The sequence below is a fragment of the Bradyrhizobium sp. AUGA SZCCT0169 genome (assembly GCF_018130085.1).
In the GTDB taxonomy this organism is placed as follows: Bacteria; Pseudomonadota; Alphaproteobacteria; order Rhizobiales; family Xanthobacteraceae; genus Bradyrhizobium.
In genome coordinates, this window is the sequence record NZ_JAFCMC010000041.1 from 41,690 (window position 1) to 66,253 (window position 24,564).

The 24,564-nt window shown below is 64.0% G+C and carries 20 protein-coding genes; 13 read left to right on the plus strand and 7 right to left on the minus strand.

Annotated elements, in window-relative coordinates; genetic code table 11:
- Nucleotides 1-126 precede the first annotated feature (126 nt).
- From gap to JQ609_RS30235, 8 genes are all read left to right on the plus strand, one after another.
- Nucleotides 127-1,134 carry a type I glyceraldehyde-3-phosphate dehydrogenase gene (gap, locus tag JQ609_RS30200; RefSeq protein WP_192736872.1) on the plus strand — a complete coding sequence of 336 codons (1,008 nt, stop codon included), beginning with the start codon at nucleotides 127-129 and terminating at the stop codon, nucleotides 1,132-1,134.
- 154 nt (nucleotides 1,135-1,288) lie between these two features.
- Nucleotides 1,289-2,485 carry a phosphoglycerate kinase gene (locus JQ609_RS30205; protein ID WP_212276379.1) on the plus strand — a complete coding sequence of 399 codons (1,197 nt, stop codon included), beginning with the start codon at nucleotides 1,289-1,291 and terminating at the stop codon, nucleotides 2,483-2,485.
- 58 nt (nucleotides 2,486-2,543) lie between these two features.
- Nucleotides 2,544-3,611, plus strand: coding sequence for a class II fructose-bisphosphate aldolase (gene fba, locus JQ609_RS30210; protein ID WP_192736874.1), 1,068 nt, complete (start codon nucleotides 2,544-2,546; stop codon nucleotides 3,609-3,611).
- A gap of 110 nt (nucleotides 3,612-3,721) precedes the next feature.
- Nucleotides 3,722-4,762, plus strand: coding sequence for a class I fructose-bisphosphate aldolase (locus tag JQ609_RS30215; protein WP_212276380.1), 1,041 nt, complete (start codon nucleotides 3,722-3,724; stop codon nucleotides 4,760-4,762).
- 2 nt (nucleotides 4,763-4,764) lie between these two features.
- Nucleotides 4,765-5,472 carry a thiamine phosphate synthase gene (locus JQ609_RS30220; RefSeq protein ID WP_212276381.1) on the plus strand — a complete coding sequence of 236 codons (708 nt, stop codon included), beginning with the start codon at nucleotides 4,765-4,767 and terminating at the stop codon, nucleotides 5,470-5,472.
- A gap of 8 nt (nucleotides 5,473-5,480) precedes the next feature.
- The gene (locus JQ609_RS30225; RefSeq protein WP_212276382.1) at nucleotides 5,481-6,611 is read left to right on the plus strand and encodes a tetratricopeptide repeat protein; all 1,131 of its coding nucleotides are present in this window, start codon (nucleotides 5,481-5,483) and stop codon (nucleotides 6,609-6,611) included.
- A gap of 101 nt (nucleotides 6,612-6,712) precedes the next feature.
- A complete protein-coding gene (locus tag JQ609_RS30230) occupies nucleotides 6,713-7,501 on the plus strand; it encodes an inositol monophosphatase family protein (protein WP_212276383.1) in 789 nt (262 codons plus the stop codon).
- Between the two features lie 359 nt (nucleotides 7,502-7,860).
- Nucleotides 7,861-8,070, plus strand: coding sequence for a hypothetical protein (locus JQ609_RS30235; protein WP_212276384.1), 210 nt, complete (start codon nucleotides 7,861-7,863; stop codon nucleotides 8,068-8,070).
- Between the two features lie 3 nt (nucleotides 8,071-8,073).
- Here JQ609_RS30235 and JQ609_RS30240 read toward each other — a convergent pair whose 3' ends face one another.
- From JQ609_RS30240 to JQ609_RS30255, 4 genes are all read right to left on the minus strand, one after another.
- Entirely contained in the window at nucleotides 8,074-11,211 is a 3,138-nt protein-coding gene (locus tag JQ609_RS30240; protein ID WP_212276385.1) for a multidrug efflux RND transporter permease subunit, read from the minus strand.
- Between the two features lie 5 nt (nucleotides 11,212-11,216).
- Nucleotides 11,217-12,425, minus strand: coding sequence for an efflux RND transporter periplasmic adaptor subunit (locus JQ609_RS30245; protein WP_212213242.1), 1,209 nt, complete (start codon nucleotides 12,423-12,425; stop codon nucleotides 11,217-11,219).
- A 309-nt stretch (nucleotides 12,426-12,734) separates the two neighbouring features.
- The gene (locus tag JQ609_RS30250; RefSeq protein ID WP_212276386.1) at nucleotides 12,735-13,763 is read right to left on the minus strand and encodes a cyclopropane-fatty-acyl-phospholipid synthase family protein; all 1,029 of its coding nucleotides are present in this window, start codon (nucleotides 13,761-13,763) and stop codon (nucleotides 12,735-12,737) included.
- On the minus strand, nucleotides 13,760-14,077 hold the full coding sequence (locus JQ609_RS30255; protein ID WP_212276387.1) for a hypothetical protein: 318 nt from the start codon (nucleotides 14,075-14,077) through the stop codon (nucleotides 13,760-13,762). The genes JQ609_RS30250 and JQ609_RS30255 overlap by 4 nt, the downstream gene beginning before the upstream one ends.
- A 173-nt stretch (nucleotides 14,078-14,250) precedes the next feature.
- Between JQ609_RS30255 and JQ609_RS30260 the strand changes: the two genes are divergently transcribed.
- Nucleotides 14,251-15,249 carry a flagellar motor protein MotA gene (locus tag JQ609_RS30260; RefSeq protein ID WP_212213250.1) on the plus strand — a complete coding sequence of 333 codons (999 nt, stop codon included), beginning with the start codon at nucleotides 14,251-14,253 and terminating at the stop codon, nucleotides 15,247-15,249.
- 71 nt (nucleotides 15,250-15,320) lie between these two features.
- The gene (locus JQ609_RS30265; RefSeq protein ID WP_212276388.1) at nucleotides 15,321-16,352 is read left to right on the plus strand and encodes a peptidoglycan -binding protein; all 1,032 of its coding nucleotides are present in this window, start codon (nucleotides 15,321-15,323) and stop codon (nucleotides 16,350-16,352) included.
- Between the two features lie 105 nt (nucleotides 16,353-16,457).
- On the opposite strand, the gene JQ609_RS30270 is transcribed toward JQ609_RS30265, so the two are convergent.
- Complete coding sequence (locus JQ609_RS30270) at nucleotides 16,458-18,317, minus strand: ABC transporter ATP-binding protein/permease (RefSeq protein ID WP_212276389.1); 1,860 nt, start codon at nucleotides 18,315-18,317, stop codon at nucleotides 16,458-16,460.
- A gap of 181 nt (nucleotides 18,318-18,498) precedes the next feature.
- Between JQ609_RS30270 and rpmE the strand changes: the two genes are divergently transcribed.
- Nucleotides 18,499-18,726 carry a 50S ribosomal protein L31 gene (gene rpmE, locus JQ609_RS30275; RefSeq protein ID WP_192736886.1) on the plus strand — a complete coding sequence of 76 codons (228 nt, stop codon included), beginning with the start codon at nucleotides 18,499-18,501 and terminating at the stop codon, nucleotides 18,724-18,726.
- 209 nt (nucleotides 18,727-18,935) lie between these two features.
- On the opposite strand, the gene JQ609_RS30280 is transcribed toward rpmE, so the two are convergent.
- Nucleotides 18,936-19,448: a DUF1465 family protein gene (locus tag JQ609_RS30280; protein ID WP_192736887.1), complete on the minus strand. Its 513-nt coding sequence runs from the start codon at nucleotides 19,446-19,448 to the stop codon at nucleotides 18,936-18,938.
- A 526-nt stretch (nucleotides 19,449-19,974) separates the two neighbouring features.
- On the minus strand, nucleotides 19,975-20,166 hold the full coding sequence (locus JQ609_RS30285; RefSeq protein WP_192736889.1) for a DUF1192 domain-containing protein: 192 nt from the start codon (nucleotides 20,164-20,166) through the stop codon (nucleotides 19,975-19,977).
- A 105-nt stretch (nucleotides 20,167-20,271) separates the two neighbouring features.
- Here JQ609_RS30285 and JQ609_RS30290 point away from each other — a divergent pair, with 105 nt between their 5' ends.
- Entirely contained in the window at nucleotides 20,272-21,270 is a 999-nt protein-coding gene (locus JQ609_RS30290) for an NAD(P)H-quinone oxidoreductase (RefSeq protein ID WP_212265531.1), read from the plus strand.
- 120 nt (nucleotides 21,271-21,390) lie between these two features.
- Nucleotides 21,391-24,267, plus strand: coding sequence for an EAL domain-containing protein (locus JQ609_RS30295; RefSeq protein ID WP_192736891.1), 2,877 nt, complete (start codon nucleotides 21,391-21,393; stop codon nucleotides 24,265-24,267).
- Nucleotides 24,268-24,564 lie beyond the last annotated feature (297 nt).

Below are 24,564 nucleotides of genomic sequence, written 5' to 3' on the forward strand. Positions count from 1 at the left end.
GGCAAAAAGGTCTACCTAAAAGCTCATCTTGACCGTTCTCGCCCGGCCGAACCGGGCGATCCGCCGTAAGCACCGCCGTGGAGCCATTCCGCGGGGGTGACACCAGCTATTAAAGGAGAAACGAGCATGGCAATCCGGGTCGCAATCAACGGATTTGGCCGCATCGGCCGCAATATCTTGCGGGCGATTGCGGAGTCCGGCCGCAAGGATATCGAAGTCGTAGGGATCAACGATCTCGGCCCGGTCGAGACCAACGCCCATCTGCTGCGTTTCGATTCCGTGCATGGCCGTTTCCCCGGCACCGTGACCGTCGACGGCGACTCGATCAACCTCGGCAACGGCAAGATCAAGGTTTCCTCCGAACGCGATCCGTCAAAACTGCCGTGGAAGGAACTCGGCGTCGACATCGCGATGGAATGCACCGGCATCTTCAGCGCCAAGGCCAAGGCCACTGCGCATCTGACCGCCGGCGCCAAGCGCGTGCTGGTATCCGCGCCGTCGGATGGCGCTGACGCCACGATCGTCTACGGCGTCAATCACGACAAGCTGACCCGCGACCATCTCGTGGTCTCCAACGGTTCCTGCACCACCAACTGCCTAGCCCCGATCGCCAAGGTCTTGAACGACACCGTCGGTATCGAAACCGGCTTCATGACCACGATCCACGCCTATACCGGCGACCAGCCGACGCTCGATACCCTGCACAGCGACCTCTACCGCGGCCGGGCCGCCGCGATGTCGATGATCCCGACCTCCACCGGTGCGGCCAAGGCGATCGGCCTCGTGCTGCCCGAGCTTCAGGGCAAGCTCGACGGCGTCGCGATCCGCGTGCCGACCCCGAACGTCTCTGTGGTCGATCTCAAGATCGTCGCCAAGCGCGCCACCGACGTGAAGGAAATCAACGAAGCGATGAAGCGCGCCTCCGAGCAGGAGCTGAAGGGCATTTTGGGCTATACCACCGCGCCCAACGTCTCGATCGACTTCAACCACGATCCGCACTCGTCCACCTTCCATGTAGACCAGACCAAGGTGCAGAATGGCACGCTGGTGCGGGTGATGTCCTGGTACGACAATGAATGGGGTTTCTCCAACCGCATGGGCGACACCGCCGTGGCGATGGGGAAGCTGCTGTAAGCTTACGTCTCGTGTCCCGGACGCGGTGCAGCGTGCTTCACGCTGCTCCTCAGAGCCGGGACCCATCTGCACCGCGACCACAGCCCCACCATGGGTCCCGGTTCTGCACAGCGGCGCTTCGCGCCGCGGTGCGCCCGGGACAAGAGACAGCCCAATGACAAAATCATTCCGCACCCTCGATGACGTCGACGTGAAGGGCAAACGCGTGCTGCTGCGCGTCGACCTCAACGTCCCCACCGACAATGGCCGCGTGACCGATGCCACCCGCCTGGAGCGCGTCGCCCCCACCATCATCGAGATTTCCAGCAAGGGCGGCAAAGTCATCCTGCTGGCGCATTTCGGCAGGCCGAAGGGACGCGACGTCAAGGAGTCGCTGAAGCCGGTCGCGGCGGCGCTGTCGGAGGTCATCAAGAAGCCGGTTGGTTTTGCCGATGACTGCATTGGCGAGGCTGCCGAGAAAGCAGTCGGCGCGATGAAGGATGGCGACATCCTCTGCCTGGAAAACACCCGCTTTCACAAAGAGGAAGAAAAGAACGATCCGGCCTTTGTCGCCGAGTTGGCAAAACTCGGCGACATCTGGGTCAACGACGCGTTCTCGGCGGCGCATCGCGCCCACGCCTCGACTGAAGGACTCGGCCACAAGCTGCCGGCCTATGCCGGCCGCACCATGCAGGCTGAGCTCGACGCGCTCGGCAAGGCGCTGGAAGCACCGACCAAGCCCGTGATCGCGATCATCGGCGGCGCAAAAGTATCGACCAAGATCGATCTGTTGGAAAACCTCGTCAGCAAAGTCGACGCGCTCGTCATCGGCGGCGGCATGGCCAACACCTTCCTGCACGCGCAGGGCGTCGGCGTCGGCAAATCGCTGGCCGAGAAGGATCTGGCGGCGACCGCGTTGCGGATCATGGAAAAGGCCGAGGCCGCGAACTGCGCCATCATCCTGCCCGTGGACGCCGTGGTCGCCTATCATTTCGCGGCCAATTCGCCCTCGCATGCCTATGGCCTCGACGCCATTCCGGCCGAAGGCATGATCCTCGACGTCGGCCCGCAATCGATCGCGCGGATCCACGCTGCGATCGACGACGCCGCGACGCTGGTCTGGAACGGCCCGCTCGGCGCCTTCGAAATGACGCCGTTCGACCGCGGCACCATGGTATCGGCCAGGCACGCCGCCGAGCGCACCAAGGCCAAGAAGCTGATCTCGGTCGCGGGCGGCGGCGACACCGTCGCGGCCCTGAACCAGGCCGGCGTGGCCGGCGATTTTTCCTATGTTTCGACCGCCGGCGGCGCGTTTCTTGAATGGATGGAGGGGAAACCCCTGCCCGGTGTCGAAGTTCTAAAAATTCGCTAGTACCTTCAACTGACAGCAGATCGAGCGCTTAGGCGCTGTAAATACAAGGAGAATTCGGATGGCTCGGATTACGTTGCGTCAACTGCTCGACCACGCGGCGGAGCATGATTACGGCGTGCCGGCCTTCAACATCAACAATATGGAGCAGGCGCTGGCCATCATGGAGGCCGCCTCCAGCCTGGATGCGCCCGTCATCATCCAGGCCTCGCGCGGCGCGCGCTCCTACGCCAACGACATCATGCTCAAGCACATGATGGACGCCGTCACCGAAATCTATCCGCAGATTCCGGTCTGCGTCCATCTCGATCACGGCAATGCTCCCGACACCTGCATGACCGCGATCCAGGCCGGCTTCACCTCGGTCATGATGGACGGCTCGCTGAAGGCCGACGGCAAGACGCCCGGCGATTGGGATTACAATGTCGGCGTCACCAAGACCGTCACCGGCATGGCCCATCTCGGCGGCATCTCGGTGGAAGGCGAGCTCGGCGTGCTCGGCTCGCTCGAAACCGGCATGGGCGACAAGGAAGACGGTCATGGCGCCGAAGGCAAACTGTCGCACGACCAGTTGCTGACCAATCCCGACGAGGCCGTCAAATTCGTCCAGGAGACCAAGGTCGACGCGCTGGCGATCGCAATGGGCACCTCGCACGGCGCCTACAAGTTCACCCGCAAGCCCGACGGCGACATCCTCGCCATGAACGTGATCGAGGAGATCCACCGCAAGCTGCCGAACACGCATCTGGTGATGCATGGTTCGTCCTCGGTGCCGCAGGACCTGCAGGAGATCATCAACGCCAACGGCGGCAAGATGAAGCCGACCTGGGGCGTGCCGGTTTCCGAAATCCAGCGCGGCATCAAGCACGGCGTGCGCAAGATCAACATCGACACCGACAACCGCATGGCGATGACCGGGCAGATCCGCAAGGTTCTGAAGGACAATCCGGAAGAGTTCGACCCGCGCAAATATCTCAAGCCGGCGATGGAAGCGATGACCAAGCTGTGCAAGCAGCGGCTGCAGGAATTCAACACCGCGGGCCAGGCCAGCAAGATCAAGAAGGTGCTGACCACGGCCGAAATGGCCAAGCGCTACAGCAAGGGCGAGCTCGATCCCAAGGTCGCCTGACCCCGCGCCAACCCGCCGCGGAGGCTGCCGGCCGCGACGAACGTTTTCTAGGCAATTGCCCGAGAACCGCCTATTTTGGTTTGCAAGGCAGGTGTCTGGAGAACGGATCGATGAATCTCGCTGACCTCAACAAGGTCGCCCTCGCCATGGTCACGCCGGGCAAGGGCATACTCGCCGCTGACGAGTCCTCAGGTACGATCAAGAAGCGGTTCGACGCCATCAGCGTCGAATCGACCGAGGAGACGCGCCGCGACTACCGGGAAATGCTGTTTCGCTCGCAGGAGGCGATGAGCAAATACGTCTCGGGCGTCATCCTCTATGACGAAACCATCTGGCAGAACGCCAAGGACGGCACGCCGCTGGTCAAGCTGATCGAGCAGTCCGGTGCCATCCCCGGCATCAAGGTGGATGAGGGGACCCAGGGCCTGCCCGACTGCCCCGGCGAACTGATCACGGCCGGGCTCGACAAGCTCGCCGAGCGCCTGAAGAAATATTACGAGCGCGGCGCACGGTTCGCCAAATGGCGGGCGGTGATCGACATCGGCCACGGCACTGACGGCCGGAACATTCCCTCCATGACCGCGATCCATGTCAACGCGCATGCGCTCGCCCGCTACGCCGCGTTGTGCCAGCAGGCGCAGATCGTGCCGATCGTCGAGCCGGAAGTGTTGATGGACGGCGATCACGACATCGACCGCTGCTTTGAGGTGACCCAGCGCGTCCTGAACAAGACATTCCAGGAATTGCGGATCCAGCGCGTCGCGCTGGAGGGCATGATCCTGAAACCCAACATGGCGATCGCAGGCAAGAAAAGCCCGAAACCGTCGTCCGTCGAGGAGGTCGCGGAGAAAACCGTCCGGCTATTGAAGAGCTGCGTTCCGGCCGCCGTCCCCGGCATCGCCTTCCTCTCCGGCGGACAGTCCGACGAGGATGCGACTGCGCATCTCAATGCCATGAACCGGATCGGCGGCCTGCCCTGGCGGCTGACCTTCTCCTACGGCCGCGCGCTGCAGGCGGCGCCGCAAAAGGCGTGGTCGGGCAAGGCCGAGAACGTCGCGGCCGGCCAGCGCGCCTTCACGCACCGGGCGCGGATGAATGCGCTGGCGAGCAAGGGTGAGTGGGAAGCCGGCCTGGAAAAGAAGGTGGCATAGCATTGGCCGCTAAACCCGTTCCGCAGCGCCCGGTGCCGCGCCTCTATCTCGCGACATCGGTCGTGGACGACCCGTCGCAGCTCATCGCCAGCCTCCCCGGACTGCTCGCCGCGGCCGACGTCGCCGCCGTGCTGCTGCGGCTGCGCGAGACCGACCAGCGCACCATGATCTCGCGGATCAAGGCGCTGGCGGCCCCGGTCCAGGACGGCGGCGCGGCGCTGCTGCTTGATGGCCATGTGGAGCTGGTGGCCCGTGGCGGCGCCGATGGCGCGCATCTGACCGGGTTAGCTGCCATCGAAGACGCCTTCCCGTCCCTGAAGCCCGATCGCATCGCCGGCGTCGGCGGCCTCGCCACGCGGCACGATTCGATGGCCGCGGGCGAAGCGGGTGCGGACTACGTGCTGTTCGGTGAACCCGACGCCAAAGGCGAGCGCCCCTCGGCGGAAGCGATCGCCGAGCGCCTGCAATGGTGGGATGAATTGTTCGAACCGCCCTGCGTCGGCTATGCGGCCTCACGCGAGGAGGCCCGCGAATTTGCCGCCGCGGGTGCGGATTTCGTGCTTGTCGGCGATTTCATCTGGGCCGATCCGCGCGGGCCCGAGGCGGCGCTGGTCGATATCGAGCAGACGATCACGCAAGCACACGCCGACGCGTTTGGAAAAAACAAGAGCACGGACAACGCCACCGAGCCGACGACCGGACGGGGATAGCGCCGGACATGAGACTGCTGCGTCCGATATCGATCCTTGGCTGCTGCCTGATGGCGGCGGCCGGCGCATCGGCGCAGATCTCGCTGACGCCGCCCGCTGCGCAAACGCCAGCGCCTGCCAGCAAGCCGGCCGCGAAGAAAGAGGCGCCCAAAGCGACGACCAAAGAGACTTCCAAGGATGCTTCCAAGGAGGCTCCGAAGCCGAAGGCGCCCGCTGTCGCCAAGAAGCCTGCGGCCACGCCCAAACCGGCCGCGACGCCCGCTCCGACAGCTTCACCCACGCCCAGCTTTGACGATCCCAATGTCGATCTCGTCTACGGCGCCTATCAGCGCGGCCTCTACAAGACCGCGCTCGATCTGGCGCTGACGCGGGCGCAATATGCCGGCGACGCCAAGGCGATGACGATGATCGGCGAGCTCTACTCCGGCGCCCTCGGCGTCAAGCGCGACTACGCGAAAGCCATCGAATGGTACCAGCGCGCCGCCGACGCCGGCGACCGCGAGGGCATGTTTGCGCTGGCGATGATGAAGCTTTCCGGCCGCGGCGGCCCGGTCAACCGCGAGCAAGCGGTCAAGCTGCTGGCTTCCGCCGCCAAGCTCGGCAGTCCCAAGGCGGCGTATAATTTGGCGCTGCTGTATCTCGACGGGCAGACGCTGCCGCAGGATGTGAAACGTTCAGCCGAATTGCTGCGGGTCGCGGCCGACGCAGGAAACCCGGAAGCGCAATACGCGCTTGCGACCTTCTACAAGGAAGGCACCGGCGTGCCCAAGGACATCGACAAGGCGGTGCGCCTGCTGCAGGCCGCGTCGCTGGCCGACAATGTCGATGCCGAGGTCGAATACGCGATCGCGCTCTATAACGGCACCGGCACACCGAAGAACGAGGCCGCCGGGGTCGCGATGCTCCGCAAGGCGGCCCGGCAAAACAGCCCGATTGCGCAGAACCGCCTCGCCCGCGTGCTGGTCAGTGGACAGGGCGCGCCGGTGGACAAGGTCGAGGCCCTGAAATGGCACATTGTCGCCAAGACCGCCGGCAAGGGCGATCCGATGCTGGACGATGCGCTGGCGGACCTCGGTCCCGAGGACCGCGCCAGGGCCCAGGAGGCCGCCCGCAAATGGATCGGCAACGACAAGAAATGACGCCTTGACGGCGACACATCGTCAGGGCACCCAGTCTCTCAACCCTTGCACTACCCTTGGCGGCATTGGCCGTTTCCCTCCTAACCCATAAGCCCCGCATCATGCTGCATTCAGCCCTTATCAACGTCATGGTGAAAGCCGCGCGCCACGCCGGCCGCAGCCTCAAGCGCGACCTCGGCGAGGTCGAGCATCTGCAGGTGTCGCTGAAGGGGCCTGCGAATTTCGTCACCATGGCCGACAAGCGCGCCGAGGAACTGCTCTATGCGGATCTGACCAAGTCGCGGCCGGGTTACGGCTTCATCGGCGAGGAAGGCGGCACGCGCGAAGGCGCCGACAAGAGCCATACCTGGATCGTCGATCCGCTGGACGGCACGACGAACTTCCTGCACGGCATTCCGCAATTCGCGATCTCGATCGGCCTGCAGCGCGAAGGCACCATCATCGCCGGCGTGATCTACAATCCGGCCAATGACGAGCTTTACATCGCCGAGCGCGGCAAGGGCGCGTTCCTCAACGACCAGCGGCTGCGCGTCGCCGGCCGGCGCCAGCTCGACGAATGCGTGGTCGGCTGCGGTCTGCCGCATATCGGACGCGGCGATCATGCTCAGTCGCGGCTGGAAATGACCGCGATCCAGCAGCGGGTTGCTGGCCTTCGAAGGTTCGGCGCCGCCTCGCTCGACATGGCCTTCGTCGCCGCCGGCCGCCTCGACGGCTATTGGGAGCGCAATCTTCAACCATGGGACATGGCAGCCGGACAGATCATGATCCGCGAAGCCGGCGGCGTCGTGTCAGGCATGGCGGGCGACGACGATCCGCTCACGACCGGTCACCTGATCTGCGGCAACGAGTTCGTGCACAAAGAGCTGGTGAAGATTCTGAAGCCGCTGTAAACGGCGCCGCCGCCGCCGCGGCCACCACGCTCCTCTCCGCTCTTGTACTGGCGATCTACCTCTGGCATCGGACCCTCCCTGCCCGAACGCGGCGGCACGACCTGCTTTGCCGCGAACTATGATCCGCCACGTCCCATCGATCTGTCCTCGCCCAGAAATGACAAGCGCAGATCAGGCGAAGTGAGTTCGATGCGGATCGAGATTGATCTCGATCCCGACGAAAGCCCTACCGCAGCGATCCATCGGGTGGCGGCTACGACTGGCGCTACAGCCTGCGCCTTGCTGCCGACCTCGCCAACGGCGAACGCCTGGCGAGCGGCGCCATCTGCGAATGGCACGCCACGTTCATCGACCGGATCATGCCCACCCTGTCCTGCTACATCGATTGTGAAGGCGGCAGCGTCACCGTCTGGCGCACGTTCGGGCGCAGCGCGCTCTCCGCCCGCTTCGAGGCGGGCGAGCGGCTCAGGACGGGCGGAAGTTGCGGTGCCGGCGGCAGCCTGTTTATGGGCGCGGAACGGGATGCCAGGAGCCTGCCGGTCGATGCGACGGGCCGTTGCGGTGAATGATCGCTACTCCGCCGGCCTCGGCGCGGCCTGCGCTTCCGCCACCACTTCCCGGTCTCCCGCAAAGAACCTTTGCACCACGACGAAGAACACCGGCACCATCAGCAGCGCCAGGATCACGACCGCGATCATGCCGCCCATCACGCTGGTGCCGAGCGCCTGCTGGCTGGCGCCGCCGGCGCCGGTCGCGATCACCATCGGCAGCACGCCGCAAACGAAGGCGAGACCGGTCATCAGGATCGGGCGGAAACGCAAGGTACAGGCTTCGATCGTCGCTTCGACCAGCGGCTTGCCTTGCGCGCGCAGCTCCTTGGCAAACTCGATGATCAGAATGGCATCTTTCGCAGCCAGTCCGATGATGGTGATCAGGGCGACGGTGAAGTAAACGTCGTTCGGCAAGCCGCGCAACGACGCGGCCAGCACCGAACCGCAGATGCCAAGCGGCACCGTCAGCAGCACGGCGAGCGGAATGGTCCAGCTTTCATAGAGCGCCGCCAGACACAGGAACACCACCAGCGCCGACAGGCCAAGCAGGAACGGCGCCTGCGAGCCCGAGAGCTTCTCCTGCAGCGATTGCCCGGTCCACTCAAAGCCGAAGCCGCGCGGCAGCTTGCCGGCGAGCCGCTCCATCTCGGCGATGGCATCGCCCGAGGTAAAGCCGGGCTTGGCTTCGCCGCTGATGCGTACCGCGGGATAGTAGTTGAAGCCGGCGATCTGCGTCGGCCCCTTCGACCATTCGACGGAGGCGAACGAGGACAGCGGCACCAGCTGGCCACGGCTGTTCTTGACGTTGTAGTTCAGGATGTCGTCGGCGTTCATGCGGCTGCCGCGGTCGGCCTGCACGATCACGCGCTGCATCCGGCCCCGGTTCGGGAAGTCGTTGATGTAGTTCGATCCGAGATTGGTCGAGATGGTGTTGTTGATGTCCTCGAAGGTGACGCCGAACGCGCCGGCCTTCTCGCGGTCGATCATCAGATTGACCTGCGGCCCCGGCGGCAGGCCTTCGACATAGACCTTTTGCAGCACGCGGCTGGCATTGGCTTCCGCGATCAGCTGCTCGGCGGCGCTCACCAGCGCCGGATAACCCTTCTGGCCGCGGTCCTGCAGGCGGAATGAGAAGCCCGAGGAGTTGCCGAGATTATCGATCGGCGGCGGCTGCAGCGCGGAAATCCGGGCGTCACGGATCGAGGACAGATCGCGGTTGATGTCGTTGACGATCGCCGCGGCCGAATCCTTCGGTCCGCGATCCGACCAGTCCTTCAGCGTGATGAAGGCCTGCGCGGTGTTGATGCCCTGGCCGAGGAAGCTGAAGCCGGTGAGGAAGGTGACGTTCTCGACGCCGGAACGCTTGGCCAGATATTGCTCGACCTTCTCGACCGCCGCCTCGGTGCGGGCGTAGGACGAGTCAGCCGGCGTCTGCACGTCGGTGGTGATGAAGCCCTGGTCGTCGACCGGGAGGAAGCCGCCGGGCAAGCGAATAAAGGCCCAGCTCAGCCCGACGATCAGCGCCGCATAGATCAGCATCAGTCGGCCGGTTCGCTTTAAGGAGTGCCCGACGACGCGCGTATAACCATCCTTGGTGCCGTCGAGCGCGCGGTTGAACCAACCGAAAACGCCCTTCCGGGCATGGCCGTGGCCGGCCGTGACCGGCTTGAGCAAGGTCGCGCACAGCGCCGGCGTCAGCGACATCGCCAGCAGCGCGGAGAACGCGATCGCCGCGACCATCGTTACCGAGAACTGCCGGTAGATGACGCCGACCGATCCCGGAAAGAACGCCATCGGCACGAACACCGCGATCAGCACCAGCGTAATGCCGATGATGGCGCCTGTGATCTGCGACATCGCCTTGCGGGTGGCCTCCTTCGGCGGCAGGCCCTCCTCGGACATGATACGCTCGACGTTCTCGACCACCACGATGGCGTCGTCGACCAGAATGCCGACCGCCAGCACCATGCCGAACATCGTCAGCATGTTGATGGAGTAACCGGCCGCCAGCAGGATCGCGCAGGTGCCGAGCAGCGCCACCGGCACCACGATGGTCGGGATGATCGTGTAGCGGATGTTCTGCAGGAACAGGAACATCACGATGAAGACCAGCACGATGGCCTCGACCAGCGTCATCAGCACCTTTTCGATCGAGGCCTTCACAACGGGCGTGATGTTGTAGGGAATTTCATAGGCGATGTTGGCCGGGAAGAAGCGCGACAGCTCCTTCATCTTGGCTTCGACCGCGCTTGCGGTCGCCAGCGCATTGCCGGTCGGCGACATCAGCACCGACAGACCCGCCGTTGGTTTGCCGTTAAGCCGCGTGTTGAACTGATAGCTCAATCCGCCGATCTCGATCCGGGCCACGTCGCGCAGCCGCACCGTCGAGCCGTCCGCATTGGCACGCAGGATAATCGAGCCAAATTCGTCCGGCGACGAGAGCTGTCCCTTGACCAGCACCAGCGCCGAAATCTTCTGGTCATCCGTGCTCGGCTCGGCGCCGATGCTGCCGGAGGCTACCTGCGCGTTCTGCGCCGTGATCGCCTTGTTGACGTCATCGGCGGTCAGCCCGTAGCCGACCAGCCTGGCCGGATCGACCCAGATACGCAGACTGCGTTCAGTGGAGTAGAGCGTGGCGCGGCCGACGCCGGGAATGCGCCTGATTTCGCCGAGAACGCTGCGAATCATGAAGTCGCCGAGGCCGACCTCGTCGAGGCTTCCGTCGGTCGAGCGCAGCGTGATGATCTGCAGCACGGCGCTGGAAGCTTCCTCGATCAGGATGCCCTGCTGGATCACCGCGCGCGGCAGACGTGCCTCGACGCGCTTGATGCGATTCTGCACCTCCACCGACGCCGTCCCCGTGTCGGTGCCGGGCACGAAATTGGCGATGATCTCGACCTGACCGAGCGAGTCGCTGGTGGATTCGAAGTTCAGGATGCCGTTGGCGCCGTTGAGCTCTTCCTCGATCAGCCGCGTGACGCTGTTGTAGAGGTTTTCCGGCGACGCGCCGGGATAGCTGGTCGAGATCGAGATCGAGGGCGGTGCGATGATCGGATATTGCGCGATCGCCAGCAACGGGATCGAGATCGCGCCGATCAGACAGATGAAAAGCGCGACGACCCAGGCGAAGATTGGCCTGTCGATGAAGAAACTCGGCATCTAATCTACCGTGTCGCTTGCGCGGACGGCTTGGCGCCAGCGAAATCGGCGGACGCGTCGGCCTCGGTCAGCAGCTGCGGCCGGACCTTATCGCCGGCGGCAAACTTCTGGAATCCCTCGACGATGACCCTGTCTCCGGCCTTCAAGCCCTCGGTGACGAACCACTGGCCGCTCTGCAGCGAGCCGGTGCGTACCGGCTGGACGGCGACGAGGTTGTCGCTCTTGACCACGAACACTTCGCTGCCGCCGCCGCCATTACGCTGGATCGCCTGCTGCGGCACCGCGATGGCGTCGGTATCGATGCCCTGCTCGATCAGCACGCGGACATACATGCCCGGCAGCAATTCGCGCCTCGGATTGGGAAACTCGCCGCGCAACGTCACCTGCCCGGTATGGGCATCGACCTTGGCGTCCGAGAACAGCAATCTGCCGGCAATCGGATAAACCGAGCCGTCGTCCAGCACCAGGCGAACCTTCATGGCGTCGGGCGCGATACGGTCGAGATCGCCGCTCTCCACCGCCCGGCGCAGCTGATTGAGTTCGTTCACCGATTGGGTGAAATCGGCATAGATCGGATCGAGCTGCTGGATGGTCGCAAGGCTCGTGGTTTCGTTCTGCACGACAAGCGCGCCTTCGCTCACCAGCGCGGCGCCGACGACGCCGTCGATCGGGGCGCGAATGGTCGCATAATCTAGATTGAGCTTGGCGCGGGCAACGTCGGCCTTGCGGCCTTCGACATCGGCGGCCGCCTGACGCTCGGCCGAGATGGCCTTTTCGTTCTCGGCTTCGGGGGCTGCGCGCTGGCTAGTCAGCGTGGCGATGCGGCGTGCATGCGATGCGGCCTGATCGAGCGTGGCTTTGGCGCGCGCCAGCGCGGCTTCGGTCGATTGCACCTCGACCTCGAACGGCCGCGGATCGATTCTGTAGAGGGCGTCGCCGGCCTTGACCTCGCTGCCCTGATGGAACAGGCGCTCGACGACAATCCCGGACACCCGCGGCCGCACTTCGGAAACACGGGTCGGCGCGATACGGCCCGGCAATTCGCGGATAATCGCACGCGCCTGAGGCCTCACGGTAACGACACTGACGTCTGGCTCGGAAGAATGTGGCACGGCAGCCGTTGCAGCGGTTGGCTCTTTGCATCCAGCCAACAGCGGCGCCATCGCAAGGAGCATGAGCGCGAGGCCAGCCGATTGCGCACGAATTCCAGACATCAGAAATATCGCCCCTTAGTCGAGTTGAAGCGCAAACAAATGTTTGCGCGATATGTCGCGAAGACACCGCGTTCTTGTTGAGATCAAGGATAGGATGAGTTTGCTGCGATGCAATGCGCATTCGCGGCGGCCCAATGTCACACGACGCTATCACACTGAACAAACAGCGGTTTTGTTGACTCACTGGATTGTGACAACGTCACGCTTCAGCGCGTCGGAATGGAACGCAACAAGTGTAAGCGGGAACCGGCGCTCCAAACGCGGCATCCCGCGAATTTGCGCAAAACTGGCGCGAATCACTGCTCCCCGTTAACCAGCCGTCTTCATCCGGTAGTGGCTGATACCCCATTCGCTGCCGTCGGCGTAGCCGAACAGGCCTGACGTTGCGAGGAAGAACCAGCGCCAGCGCCGCATCCACAACGCGGTCTCGCGGCCATAGACAGGACGCAACACCGCTTCGATCTCCTCGCGGTGCAGATCGAAATTGGCCAGCCAATCCTGCGCGGTGCGGTGATAATGCAGCCCGCTCCAGCGCCATTCCTTTTCGATTTCGAGCAGATCGGAATATTGCCGGATCAGATGGTGGCTCGGCATCATGCCGCCGGTGAAGAAATGCTGCGCGATCCAGTCCTCGCCATCGGCGCGGTCGAACAGGTAGGCGCCCGAGCGATGGGTGAAGATGTGCATGAAGAAGCGGCCGTCGGGCTTCAGCCACGAACGGATCCGCGACATCAATTCGCGCCAGTTCAGCAGGTGCTCGAACATCTCGACGGAGACGATGCGATCGAACTGCGTCTGCGGATCGAACAAATTCATCTCCGCGGTAACCACACGCAGATTCTTCAATCCGCGCTTGCCGGCTTCGCCCTCGATGAATTCGCATTGTGAGGCGGAGTTCGATACTGCCGTCACTTCCGAATGCGGGAATTGCCGCGCCATCCACAGCGACAGCGAACCCCAGCCGCAGCCGAATTCGAGAATCGATTGGCCGTCGGCGATATCGGCATGCCCGACAGTCTGACGCAGCGCCTCCTCTTCGGCCTCCTGCAATGTCGTGGCCGGCTCCCGGTAGAAGCACGAGGAATATTTGCGGTGTGGCCCGAGGACAAGCGCGAAGAACGCCGACGGCACCTCGTGATGCTGCGCGGTGGCCTCGTCGCTGTATTCGGCGATGGCACGCGCGGCCATCTCGTCGGCAAACCAGGCGTCGCTTTCGGCGTTGCCGATGGCGAGTCTTGTTGCGGTGCGCGAACACAGCCGGTGGATCGCGGCACGGATGATGACGTCAGGCAGCGGCACCCGCTCAGCAGTGCCGATGATCGTGGAAACAAAGCTCATGTGACCACTCCCTTTTCTGAGCACGATCCATTTTGGATAACCGGCCTCCACTTTCGGGGATCATCTTGCGGCGACAGCGAGAAGAACTGACGGGCACGCAACGGATAGTCGCGATAGCGGTGATCGCGCGAGCGCAGCAGCTGCGGCTCCCGCGACGGAATGCCGGTTACACGGGCCAAACCGAGCGAAAGGGTCCAGATTGCATTCACCCAGCCGGCATTGCCGGTGCGTGGCTGCACCATCCGGGCGGCCGCCATCCGGACCGAGAGCAAAACGGCCATCGCCGCCGGCGCTTCGAGATGCAGGACCGTCATGAAAATCCCGGTTGGACAAAGAACGTTTCCAAAATACGCTCAAGTCAAAGCCCGGTTTCGGCGTGAAGTTCCCCCTCGTTTGCCTGAAACAGCGCTTTCCGATCTTTTTTCTCAGCCGTGCTGTGCCATATTGGCCTCCCAAACGCGGCTTTTCGCAACGGAAGACCCCCGCAATGCCCCAAGGCCCCTCCGCCCGCTCCGAAATGGAGATCGAGCTCACCAAATTGTCGTCGCCACAGATCTTTCTAGTGCGGATGCTGGTGTTCCTGGTGCTGTGCGGCCTGGTCATGACCGTGCTCTACAAGCAGATCGTCACCGCGTTCTTCGCCAATCCCGGCCTCAACGCCCTGATCGGCGCGGTGCTTCTGATCGGCATCATCCTGTCGTTCCGGCAGGTGATCCGGCTCTACCCGGAAGTCTCCTGGGTCAACAATTTCCGCATCGCCGATCCCGGTCTCGCCATCGACCGGCGTCCCACGCTGCTGGCGCCGATGGCGGCGATACTCGGCGGCGAGCGCACCGGGCGGATGTCGATCTCGCAGCAGACCATGCGGCATTTGCTGGATTCGATCGCAACAAGGCTGGACGAAGCCCGCGACATCTCCCGCTACATGACCGGCTTGCTGGTCTTTCTCGGCCTGCTCGGCACCTTCTGGGGCCTGATCGAAACCGTAGGCTCCGTCGGCCAGGTGATCGAGGGGCTGAAGGTCGGTGGTGATTCGGGCTCGCTGTTCGATACCCTGAAGGAGGGTCTGGCGGCGCCGCTCAAGGGCATGGGCATTTCGTTCTCCTCCTCGCTGTTCGGCCTCGCCGGATCGCTGATCCTGGGTTTCCTCGACCTGCAATCGAGCCAGGCGCAGAACCGCTTCTATACCGACCTGGAAGACTGGCTCGCCTCGACCGTGCGCGAATATTCAGGCGACGGCACCACCGGTGTTTCCGGCGAGCTGCAGCACGCGATGGAGCGGCTGCGTGCGGTGGTCGAGGAAGGCGGCAGCAGCCGCAGCACCACGGCGGCGATGGCCAATCTCGCCGAAGCCATTCAGGGCCTGGTCGCGCATATGCGCACCGAGCAGCAGATGATCCGCGAATGGGCCGACGGCCAGGGCGAACAGAACCGCGAGATCAAGAAACTGCTGGAGCGGATCGCGCGCCAACCCGAGAAAAGTTAACAGCATGATCCCGAAAAGTGGCGTTCCGGTTTTCGGATAAGATCATGCTCAGACATAAAGAGATTTAGCCGATGGCCCTCGCGCGTGCACGCCGCAACGAATCGGGAATGAACTACTGGCCGGGCTTCGTCGACGCGCTGTCGACGCTGGTGCTCTCGATCGTGTTCCTGCTCTCGGTGTTTCTCGTTGTGCAGTTCTTCCTGTCGCAGGAAGTTACCGGCAAGGATAAGGCGCTGGAGGCGCTCAACGCCAAGATCGCGCAGTTGAACGATCTGCTGTCGCTGGAAAAACTCACCGGATTGAACCTCAGCGACCAGCTCTCGCAGGCGCGCGCCGGATTGACATCGGTGGAAGCGGAGCGCGATCGCATCAAGGGGCTTTATGAGGGGCTCGCCGGCGCCGGCAACGACGCCCAGGGCCGCGCCAACGAACTCAACAAGGCGCTGGATTCCGAGAAGGCGGTGACGTCGCGCGCGCTGGCGCAGATCGAGGTGCTGAACCAACAGATCAGCGCGCTGCGCCGGCAGCTCGCCGCGCTTGAAGAAGCGCTCGACGCCTCCGAAAAGCGCGACAAGGAATCGCAGGGCCGCATTGCCGATCTCGGCCAACGGCTCAACGTGGCGCTGGCGCAGCGGGTGCAGGAACTGACGCGCTACCGTTCCGAGTTCTTCGGGCGGCTGCGTGCGATTCTCGGCAATCGGCCGGATGTGCGGATCGTCGGCGATCGCTTCGTGTTCCAATCCGAGGTGTTCTTCGACACCGGACAAGCCTTGCTGCTGCCCGAAGGCCGCGCCGAGCTCGACAAGCTTGCTTCCGCGCTGGTCGAACTCGATAGCAAGATCCCGACTGAAATCGCCTGGGTGCTGCGGGTCGACGGCCACACCGACGTGCGGCCGATCATGAACAGCCCGGTGTTCAAGTCGAACTGGGAACTGTCATCGGCGCGCGCGATCTCGGTGGTGCAGTATCTGGTCTCGCTCGGCGTCCCCGCGCAGCGGCTGGTCGCCGCAGGCTTTGCCGAATTCCAGCCGCTCGACACGGCGCCGACCGAGGAAGCCTACAAGCGCAACCGCCGCATCGAGCTGAAGCTGACGGAACGGTAAGGGTGCCAACACTGTCATTGCCGGGCTTGACCCGGCAATCCATCAAGAGAGATTCTTTCGAAGTGGGTGGATGCCCGGATCAAGTCCGGGCAGGACGAGCGGGGTTTAGATCCCCTCGAACTGCAGCCGCGCCAGCCTTGCATACAGCCCGTTCGCCGCAACCAGCTCGGCATGCGTGCCCTGTTCGACGATGCGGCCCTGGTCCATCACCATGATGCGGTCGCAGGACAGGACGGTCGCGAGCCGGTGCGCGATCACCAGCGTGGTGCGGTGGCGCATCAATTCCTCCAGCGCGGTCTGCACCAGGGTCTCGCTTTCGGCATCGAGCGCGGAGGTTGCTTCGTCGAGCAGCAACAGCGGGGCATCGCGCAGGATGGCGCGGGCGATCGCGATGCGCTGGCGCTGGCCGCCCGACAGGGTCACGCCGCGCTCGCCAAGCTGTGCCTCGAAACCGTCAGGCAGGCGGCGAATGAATTCGGTGGCATGCGCCTGATCGGCCGCGCGTTCGACCTCGGCATCGCTGGCATCAGGCCGGCCGAAGCGAATGTTTTCACGGGCGGTTGCCGCGAACACCACCGAGTCCTGCGGCACCAGCGCGATGCGCGCGCGTAACTCGCGTGGATCGGCCGACCTGACCGGAACGGCGTCGACCGAAATCGTTCCGCTGGCGGGATCGTAGAACCGCAGCAAGAGATGAAATAGCGTGCTCTTGCCGGCGCCTGACGGGCCGACGATCGCGACCTTCTCTCCGGCCCGCACCGACAGCGAGACGTTGTCGATCGCCCGTACGTCCGGGCGCGTCGGGTAGTTGAAGCTGACATTCTCAAACCCGACATCGCCGCGCGCAGGCACCGGCAGGGCGACCGGCGAGGCCGGCGCCGTGATCTGCGGCTTGACGCGCAGGATCTCGAACAGCCGTTCGGCAGCGCCCGAGGCGGCCGAGACTTCACCCCACACCTCGCTGAGCTGGCCGAGGCCCGTCGCAGCGAACGCCGCATAGAGCACGAACTGGCCGAGCCGGCCCGGGCTGATCGAACCGGTCAGCACGTCGTGCGAGCCGACCCACAGGATGACGACGACGCTGGAAAACACGATGAAGATGATGATCAAGGTCAGCACCGCGCGCGCCCGCGTCGAACTGCGCGCGGCGTCATAGGCCTGTTCGACCTCGCGGCCGAAGCGCGTCGCGGCCAGCCGCTCGCTGGTATAGGCCTGCACCGTCCTGATAGCGCCGACCAGCTCGGAGGCATAGGCGCTGGCGTCGGCCAGCGTGTCCTGTGCGTTGCGCGACAGCCGCCGCACCCAGCGTCCGAACGCGACCAGCGGAATCACGATCACCGGGATCGCCAGCAGCACGAACAGCGAAAGCTTTGGGCTCGTGATCACCATCATGGTGGTGGCGCCGATGAACAGCATCAGGTTGCGCAGCGCGATCGACACCGACGCGCCCACCGCCGACTTGATCTGGGTGGTGTCAGCGGTGAGCCGCGACACCAGTTCGCCGCTGCGGGCGGAATCGAAGAACGAAGGCGACAGCGAGATCAGGTGCGCGAACACGTCGCGCCGCAGGTCCGCAACGATGCGCTCGCCGATGGTCATGACCAGGTAGAACCGCGACGCGCTGGCGCAGGCCAGCACCGCAACGACCGCGATCATCACGCTGAAATAGCTGTTGATCATCGCAATGCCTTCGGGGCTGAAGCCGAAGTCGATCATGCGCCGCACCGCGATCGGCACCACCAGGGTCGTCACCGCCGCGACGGTCAGCGAGATAAACGCCAATATCGCCCGGCCGCGGTAGCGCGCGACGTAGGGCGCCAGCGCCAGCAGGGGACGCAGTTTTGCGCCGGTTTTGGCCGGCGACTGCGTCAGCTGGGTTTCGATGAAGGCCTCTTCCTCGAGCAGCGCGTCGCGCCGCGGCGGCACGCCGCCGGGTGGGTCTTCAAGCTGTTCGGCTGCGCTCATGAAAAGGGACCAGTTTCGATGCCCCCAGATAGGCCCCGGAAGCGGCGCTGGCAAATCCGGCAGATCGGCCCATCAGACGGCTCTGGCAGCTTGTTTTGGCGGCCTTGTTGCGTTATAGACCCGCCCAAATCCCGTACCCCTGACATTTCGAGACGGGCGCAGGCGCGCCGAAGGATATGCCATGAAAGCCGAAATTCACCCGAATTATCATACGATTACGGTCGTTATGACCGACGGTACGGAGTATCAGACCCGTTCCACCTGGGGCAAGGAAGGCGACAAGCTGAACCTCGACATCGACTCCAAGTCGCATCCGGCCTGGACCGGCGGCACCCAGCAGATGCTCGACCGCGGCGGCCGCGTGTCGCGCTTCCAGAAGAAGTTTTCGGGCTTCCTCAAGAAGGATTGAGGGTTTTTCGACCCCGCGCCCTGCGGCGCAGGAATGCAAAACGCCCCGGTTTCCCGGGGCGTTTTTTTGTTTCTGACCGTCATTGCGAGCGAAGCGAAGCAATCCATGCCCCAACTTGCGGCGCTATGGATTGCTTCGCGGAGCCTGTCATCGGGCGCGCATTCGCGCGACCCGTTGGCTCGCAATGACGGCGGAGAGAGTTTCCGAGCTTACCGCTCGAAGGCCGCCTTCAGGCGATTGAGCTGCGGCACCAGCGGATTGCCGATCGGGGCGCGTTCGGCCGCCGGCGCATGGATCGACGTGTCGAGCCGGCGCACTCGCGACTGCAAGTTCATCGAACGCTCGATCAGGTGCTGCAATTGCAGCGGCAGTTTGGCGATCATGTCTTCGGGACCGGGATCGGCGGCGGAGAGTTTGACCTTGGTCTTTTCGCGGTTGGCCTGGGTCAGCGTCATCTCGCCTTCCTTGACCGCGCGATGCAGCAGCAGCCAGGAGGCGAGCTGCATCAGGCGGGTGGTCAGCCGCATGCTTTCGGTCGCATAGGTGAGACTGACGGAGCGTTCGAGCGCCTTGGCTTCAGCGCGGCCGTCACCGTCGAGATAGGCCGCGGTCTCCTCGACCAGATCCATGCCCTCGCGGAACAGGGTTCCGAATGCCGCCGAATTAGTCAGCCGCTCGCTGAATTGAACGAGCGCGGAATCGCTGTGCAGCCGGTCCGCCATAGTTAACGCCCTCACGCCACTGATACGCTGCCGGCTTTTCAAACCGCCGACTTATGATGAACAAATCATTGCGCTTGCGAGGGCGAGAGTCCAGCCGCAACCGGAAATATGGTTTCCAGCCTTGCGGAGACAAAAAAGAGCCGCCGTTTCCGGCGGCTTTTGAAGTTGATAACAGGGAGGCGTCAAACAGAGTGGACAGGAGCCACTCGGTGTCCAAACGAGGACGATGCCAGTCATAAACGAGAAAGCTTAATTGATCGTAAACGAACGATTTTCTTCAGGCTTTGTTTGCCATGTCGGCCATTGGCCTAGTGTCGATGTTGACTCGGCTCTCTCCACACGTCGTCCCCGCGCAGGCGGGGATCCATACGCCGCGGCCGAAGTAACTAAGGGAAGGCGTCCAACGCTTTGCCCGAACGAGAGGCCACGGCGTATGGGTCCCCCGATGCGCAATTGCGCATCTGAGATCGCGTTCGCTTGTGCTCACTTGTCCGGGACGACGTGGGGTGAGAGCGAGTCGAATTCGCTACGACTTGAAAAAACTGTTCGCCGCATCCTTGGACGCGCGCTTCTTGGCCATTGCCGCCTGCAGCCGTTCGATCTCGGAATTCATCAGCGCGATGCGCTCGGTCAATTCCTCGACCGACAGCAGCGACAGATCCTGCCCGATCTCGTGGGTGATTTTCTTCCTTGGCTTGTCGTCATCCTCGATGGCCATGCGTTTCCTCCGTGCTTGACGATCCCTTGAGGCGGTTGCCAGCCGCATGACGGCTGGCTAATCAGGGGCCGCCTTCAAAATTCCCGTATTTCGCAAGGACAAATCATGGAAAAGCTGCCCGCGCAAATGACCGTCGTCGGCATCAGCAAGCCCGGCGGCCCCGAGGTGCTGCTGCCGGAAACCCGCAGCGTTCCCGTTCCCGGCCCCGGCGAAATCCTGGTCAAGGTCGCCGCCGCCGGCGTCAACCGTCCCGACGTCGCGCAGCGCTCCGGCGCCTACCCGCCGCCGCCCGGCGCCAGCGACCTGCCCGGCCTCGAAATCGCGGGCGAAGTGGTTGCGCTCGGCGCCGGTGCGAGCAAGCACAAGCTCGGCGACAAGGTGATGTCGCTGGTGGCCGGCGGCGGCTACGCGCAATATTGCATCGCGCAAGACGCGCAGGCGATGAGCGTGCCGCCTGTCCTGTCGATGCAGGAAGCGGGTGCCATTCCGGAAACGCTGATGACGGTCTGGCACAATGTGTTCGAGCGCGGCGCGCTGAAGCCCGGCGAAACGCTGTTGATCCACGGCGGCTCGTCCGGCATCGGCACCATGGCGATCCAGCTCGCCAAGGCCTTTGGTTCCAAGGTGATCGTCACCGTCGGCGGCCAGGACAAGGTCGATGCGTGCCTGAAACTCGGCGCCGACCGCGCCATCAACTACAAGACCGAGGACTTCGTCGCCGAGGTCAAGACCGCGACCGATGGCGCGGGCGCCAACGTCATCCTCGACATGGTGGCCGGCGACTACGTCGATCGAAACTATGATGCCGCCGCCGTCGATGGCCGTATCGTGCAGATCGCAACACTCAACGGGCCCAAGGTGACCGTCAACATCGCAAAGGTCATGGTGAAGCGGCTGACCCACACCGGCTCCACCCTGCGCCCCCGTACTAATGCGGATAAGGCGGCGATGGTCGCGGCGATCGAGGCCAAAGTGATGCCCTTGATGCGCGAAGGACGGGTAAAGCCGCTGATGGACAGCGCATTCCCGCTGGAAAAGGCTGCGGACGCGCACCGGCGGATGGAGACCAGCGCACATATTGGCAAAATTGTGTTGGAGGTTTAACGCTCCGGACCGAAGCGAAGGCGGAAACCCTTTGATTTCCTTCGCTTTCATGTCATTTATCGCGACAACGTTTGGGCTGTTCGCTGGCCCGGGAACATCGTTGATCGCGGAGTACTTACATTGCGTCTGATCAGGTGCCTTGCGCGGCTCGCGCTGGGCCTCATGATTGTTGCGTATGCGCTGCCGGCGCACGCCATCGACGCTGTCAGCGTCCGCAGCGACGCGCCTGCGATCGACCTTACCGCGGTGCTCGATCATCAGCGCAGCGATGCCGACCGCATCCAGGTTTCGACCGCGCCCGGCACCGACGGCATCGTCCGCCGCATCGAGGTGCGCGCCCGTGAAGGCGGCCAGAACTGGGTGGTGTTCGCGCTCGCCAACAACACCGACGACCAGCTCGACCGCCTGATCGTTGCCCCGCATTACCGCATCGTGTCGTCGGGCCTGTTGTGGCCCGATCTCGGGCTGTCGCGCATCGCCACCATCACGCCCTCGACCGGCGACCGGCCCGAGCGCCAGGAAAGCGCCACCGCCGACATCTTCCGCATCACGCTCGATCCCGGCGCCGTCGTCACCTTCGTTGCGGAACTGCGCACCGACAAGCTGCCGCAGCTCTATCTGTGGGAACCCGACGCATACAAGGACAAGGTCAACTCGTTCACGCTCTATCAGGGCATCGTGATCGGGATCTCCGGCCTTCTGGCCCTCGTGCTCACCATCCTGTTCGTGGTCAAGGGCAGCATCATGTTCCCGGCCGCCGCCGCGCTGGCCTGGGCGGTGCTGGTCTATATCGGCGTCGATTTCGGCTTCTGGGGCAAGGTTCTGGACATGCAGAACAACGCCGAGCGCGTCTGGCGCGCGGCGGGCGAAGCCATTCTGGCGGCGACGCTGCTGGTGTTCCTGTTCGCCTATCTCAATCTCAGCCGCTGGCATGTGCGCTATTCCCATATCACCGTCGGCTGGCTGACCTTCCTCGGATCCTTGGTGGCGCTGGCGCTGTTCGATCCCGCGGTGGCTTCCGGCATCGCGCGCATGTCGCTGGTGATGATCGCCTTCGCCGGTTTTGCCCTCATCGTCTATCTCTCCACGCACGGTTTTGACCGCGCGGTGCTGTTGATCCCGACCTGGTTCCTGCTGGTGGTCTGGGTGGTCGCGGCCGGCATGGCGGTGGCCGGAAACGTCACCAACGACATCGTCGGCCCGGCGCTGCTGGGCGGCCTCGTGCTGATCGTGATGCTGATCGGATTTACGGTCATGCAGCACGCCTTCGCCGGCGGCGGCGCCACGACCGGCGTGGTCTCCGACGTCGAACGCCGCGCGCTGGCCCTGACCGGTTCCGGCGATCTGATCTGGGACTGGGACGTCTCCGCCGACAAGGTGTTCACCAGCCCCGAGACCGAAAGCCTGCTCGGCCTCAAGCGCGGCACGCTGGAAGGCCCGGCGGCCAAATGGCTCGAGGTGCTGCATCCGCTCGATCAGGACCGTTTCCGCGCCGCGCTCGACAGCGTGCTCGACCAGCGCCGCGGGCGGCTGGTGCAGGATTTCCGGCTTCGTACCCCGGACGGCCACTTCATGTGGTTCGCGCTGAAAGCACGCCCGGTGGTCGGCTCCGACGGCGAGGTTTCCCGCGTCGTCGGCACGCTGACCGACGTCACCGAGCAGAAGAACGCCGAGGAGCGCATGCTGCATGACAGCGTGCATGACAACCTCACCGGCCTGCCGAACCGCAAATTGTTCATCGACCGCCTCGGCGCGGTGGCGAATTTCGCCAAGACCATGCCGAACCTGCGGCCGACGCTGATGGTGATCGACCTCGACCGCTTCAAGCAGGTCAACGATTCCGTCGGCATCGCGGTCGGCGACTCCATCCTGCTGACGCTGGCGCGGCGGCTGACCCGGATTCTCAAGCCGCAGGATACGCTGGCGCGGCTCGCCGGCGACCAGTTCGGCCTGATCCTGATGTCGGAACAGGATTCGGCGCGCATCACCGCGTTTGCCGAGACCATCCGCAAGACCATCCGCGCCCCGATCGCCTTCAACGACCGCGAGATCTTCCTGACCGCGTCGATCGGCCTCGCCTTGAGCGATCCGCAGACGCAGCTGTCCGACGAGATCATCAAGGATGCTGAACTCGCGATGTATCATTCCAAGCGCATCGGCGGCGACCGCATCGACGTCTACAAGCCCGCGATGCGCGCCCGCAAGACCGACCGGCTGACGCTGGAGTCGGAATTGCGCCGCGCCATCGAGCGCCAGGAAATCACGATCCTCTACCAGCCCATCGTGCGGCTGGAGGATCGCTCGATCGCCGGCTTCGAGGCCCTCGCCCGCTGGGATCACCCCAAGCTCGGTCGGATGTCGCCGTCGGAATTCATCTCTATTGCAGAGGAGATCGGCCTGATCGTCGACCTCGGCATGTTCGTGATGGACCAGACCGCAAAGCAGCTCGCGGTGTGGCAGCGCGCGATGCGCTCGCGCGAGCCGATCTTCGCCAGCGTCAACGTCTCCTCGCGTCAGTTGCTGCGCCACGACCTGATCCACGATATCCGCACCGTGCTGTCGCGCTCCTCGGTGGCGCGCGGCACGCTGAAGCTCGAACTGACCGAGTCGCTGGTGATGGAGAACCCGGAACACGCCGCGCAGATGCTGACGCGGATCCGCGAGCTCGGTACCGGATTGTCGCTCGACGATTTCGGCACCGGCCATTCCTCGCTGGCCTATCTGCAGCGCTTCCCGTTCGACACCATCAAGATCGACCAGTCGTTCGTGCGCACCACCAGCCGCGGCACCCGCCCGGTGATCCTGAAATCGATCATCGCACTCGCCCACGACCTCGGCATGGACGTGGTCGCCGAGGGCGCCGAGACCGATTCGGACGCGGTCGAGCTCTACCAATTGGGCTGCGAATACGCGCAAGGCTTTGCCTTCGGGGAGCCAATGGACGCCGACGCCGCGATGCGGCTGCTGACGGAAGAGCGGCTCGAAGCGGCGAGTTGAGCCGTAACGCCGCTGTCGGTTGCGCGAAGGCGGCAATCAGTATGTCCAGACCCGTCCACGTCATTGCGAGCAAAGCGAAGCAATCCATTCTTCTTCGCGCGGCGGCATGGATTGCTTCGCTGCGCTCGCAATGACGGGGACAGTGCGGCCCCATACAACGCTGTCATCCCCGCGCAGGCGGGGATCCAGTACGCTGCGGCTTCTCGGTTCTATCACTACTGTCTCTGGGATACTGGGTCCCCGCCTTCGCGGGGACGACAATTGTGGGTGTGACACACACTTCGACATTCTCGCGAC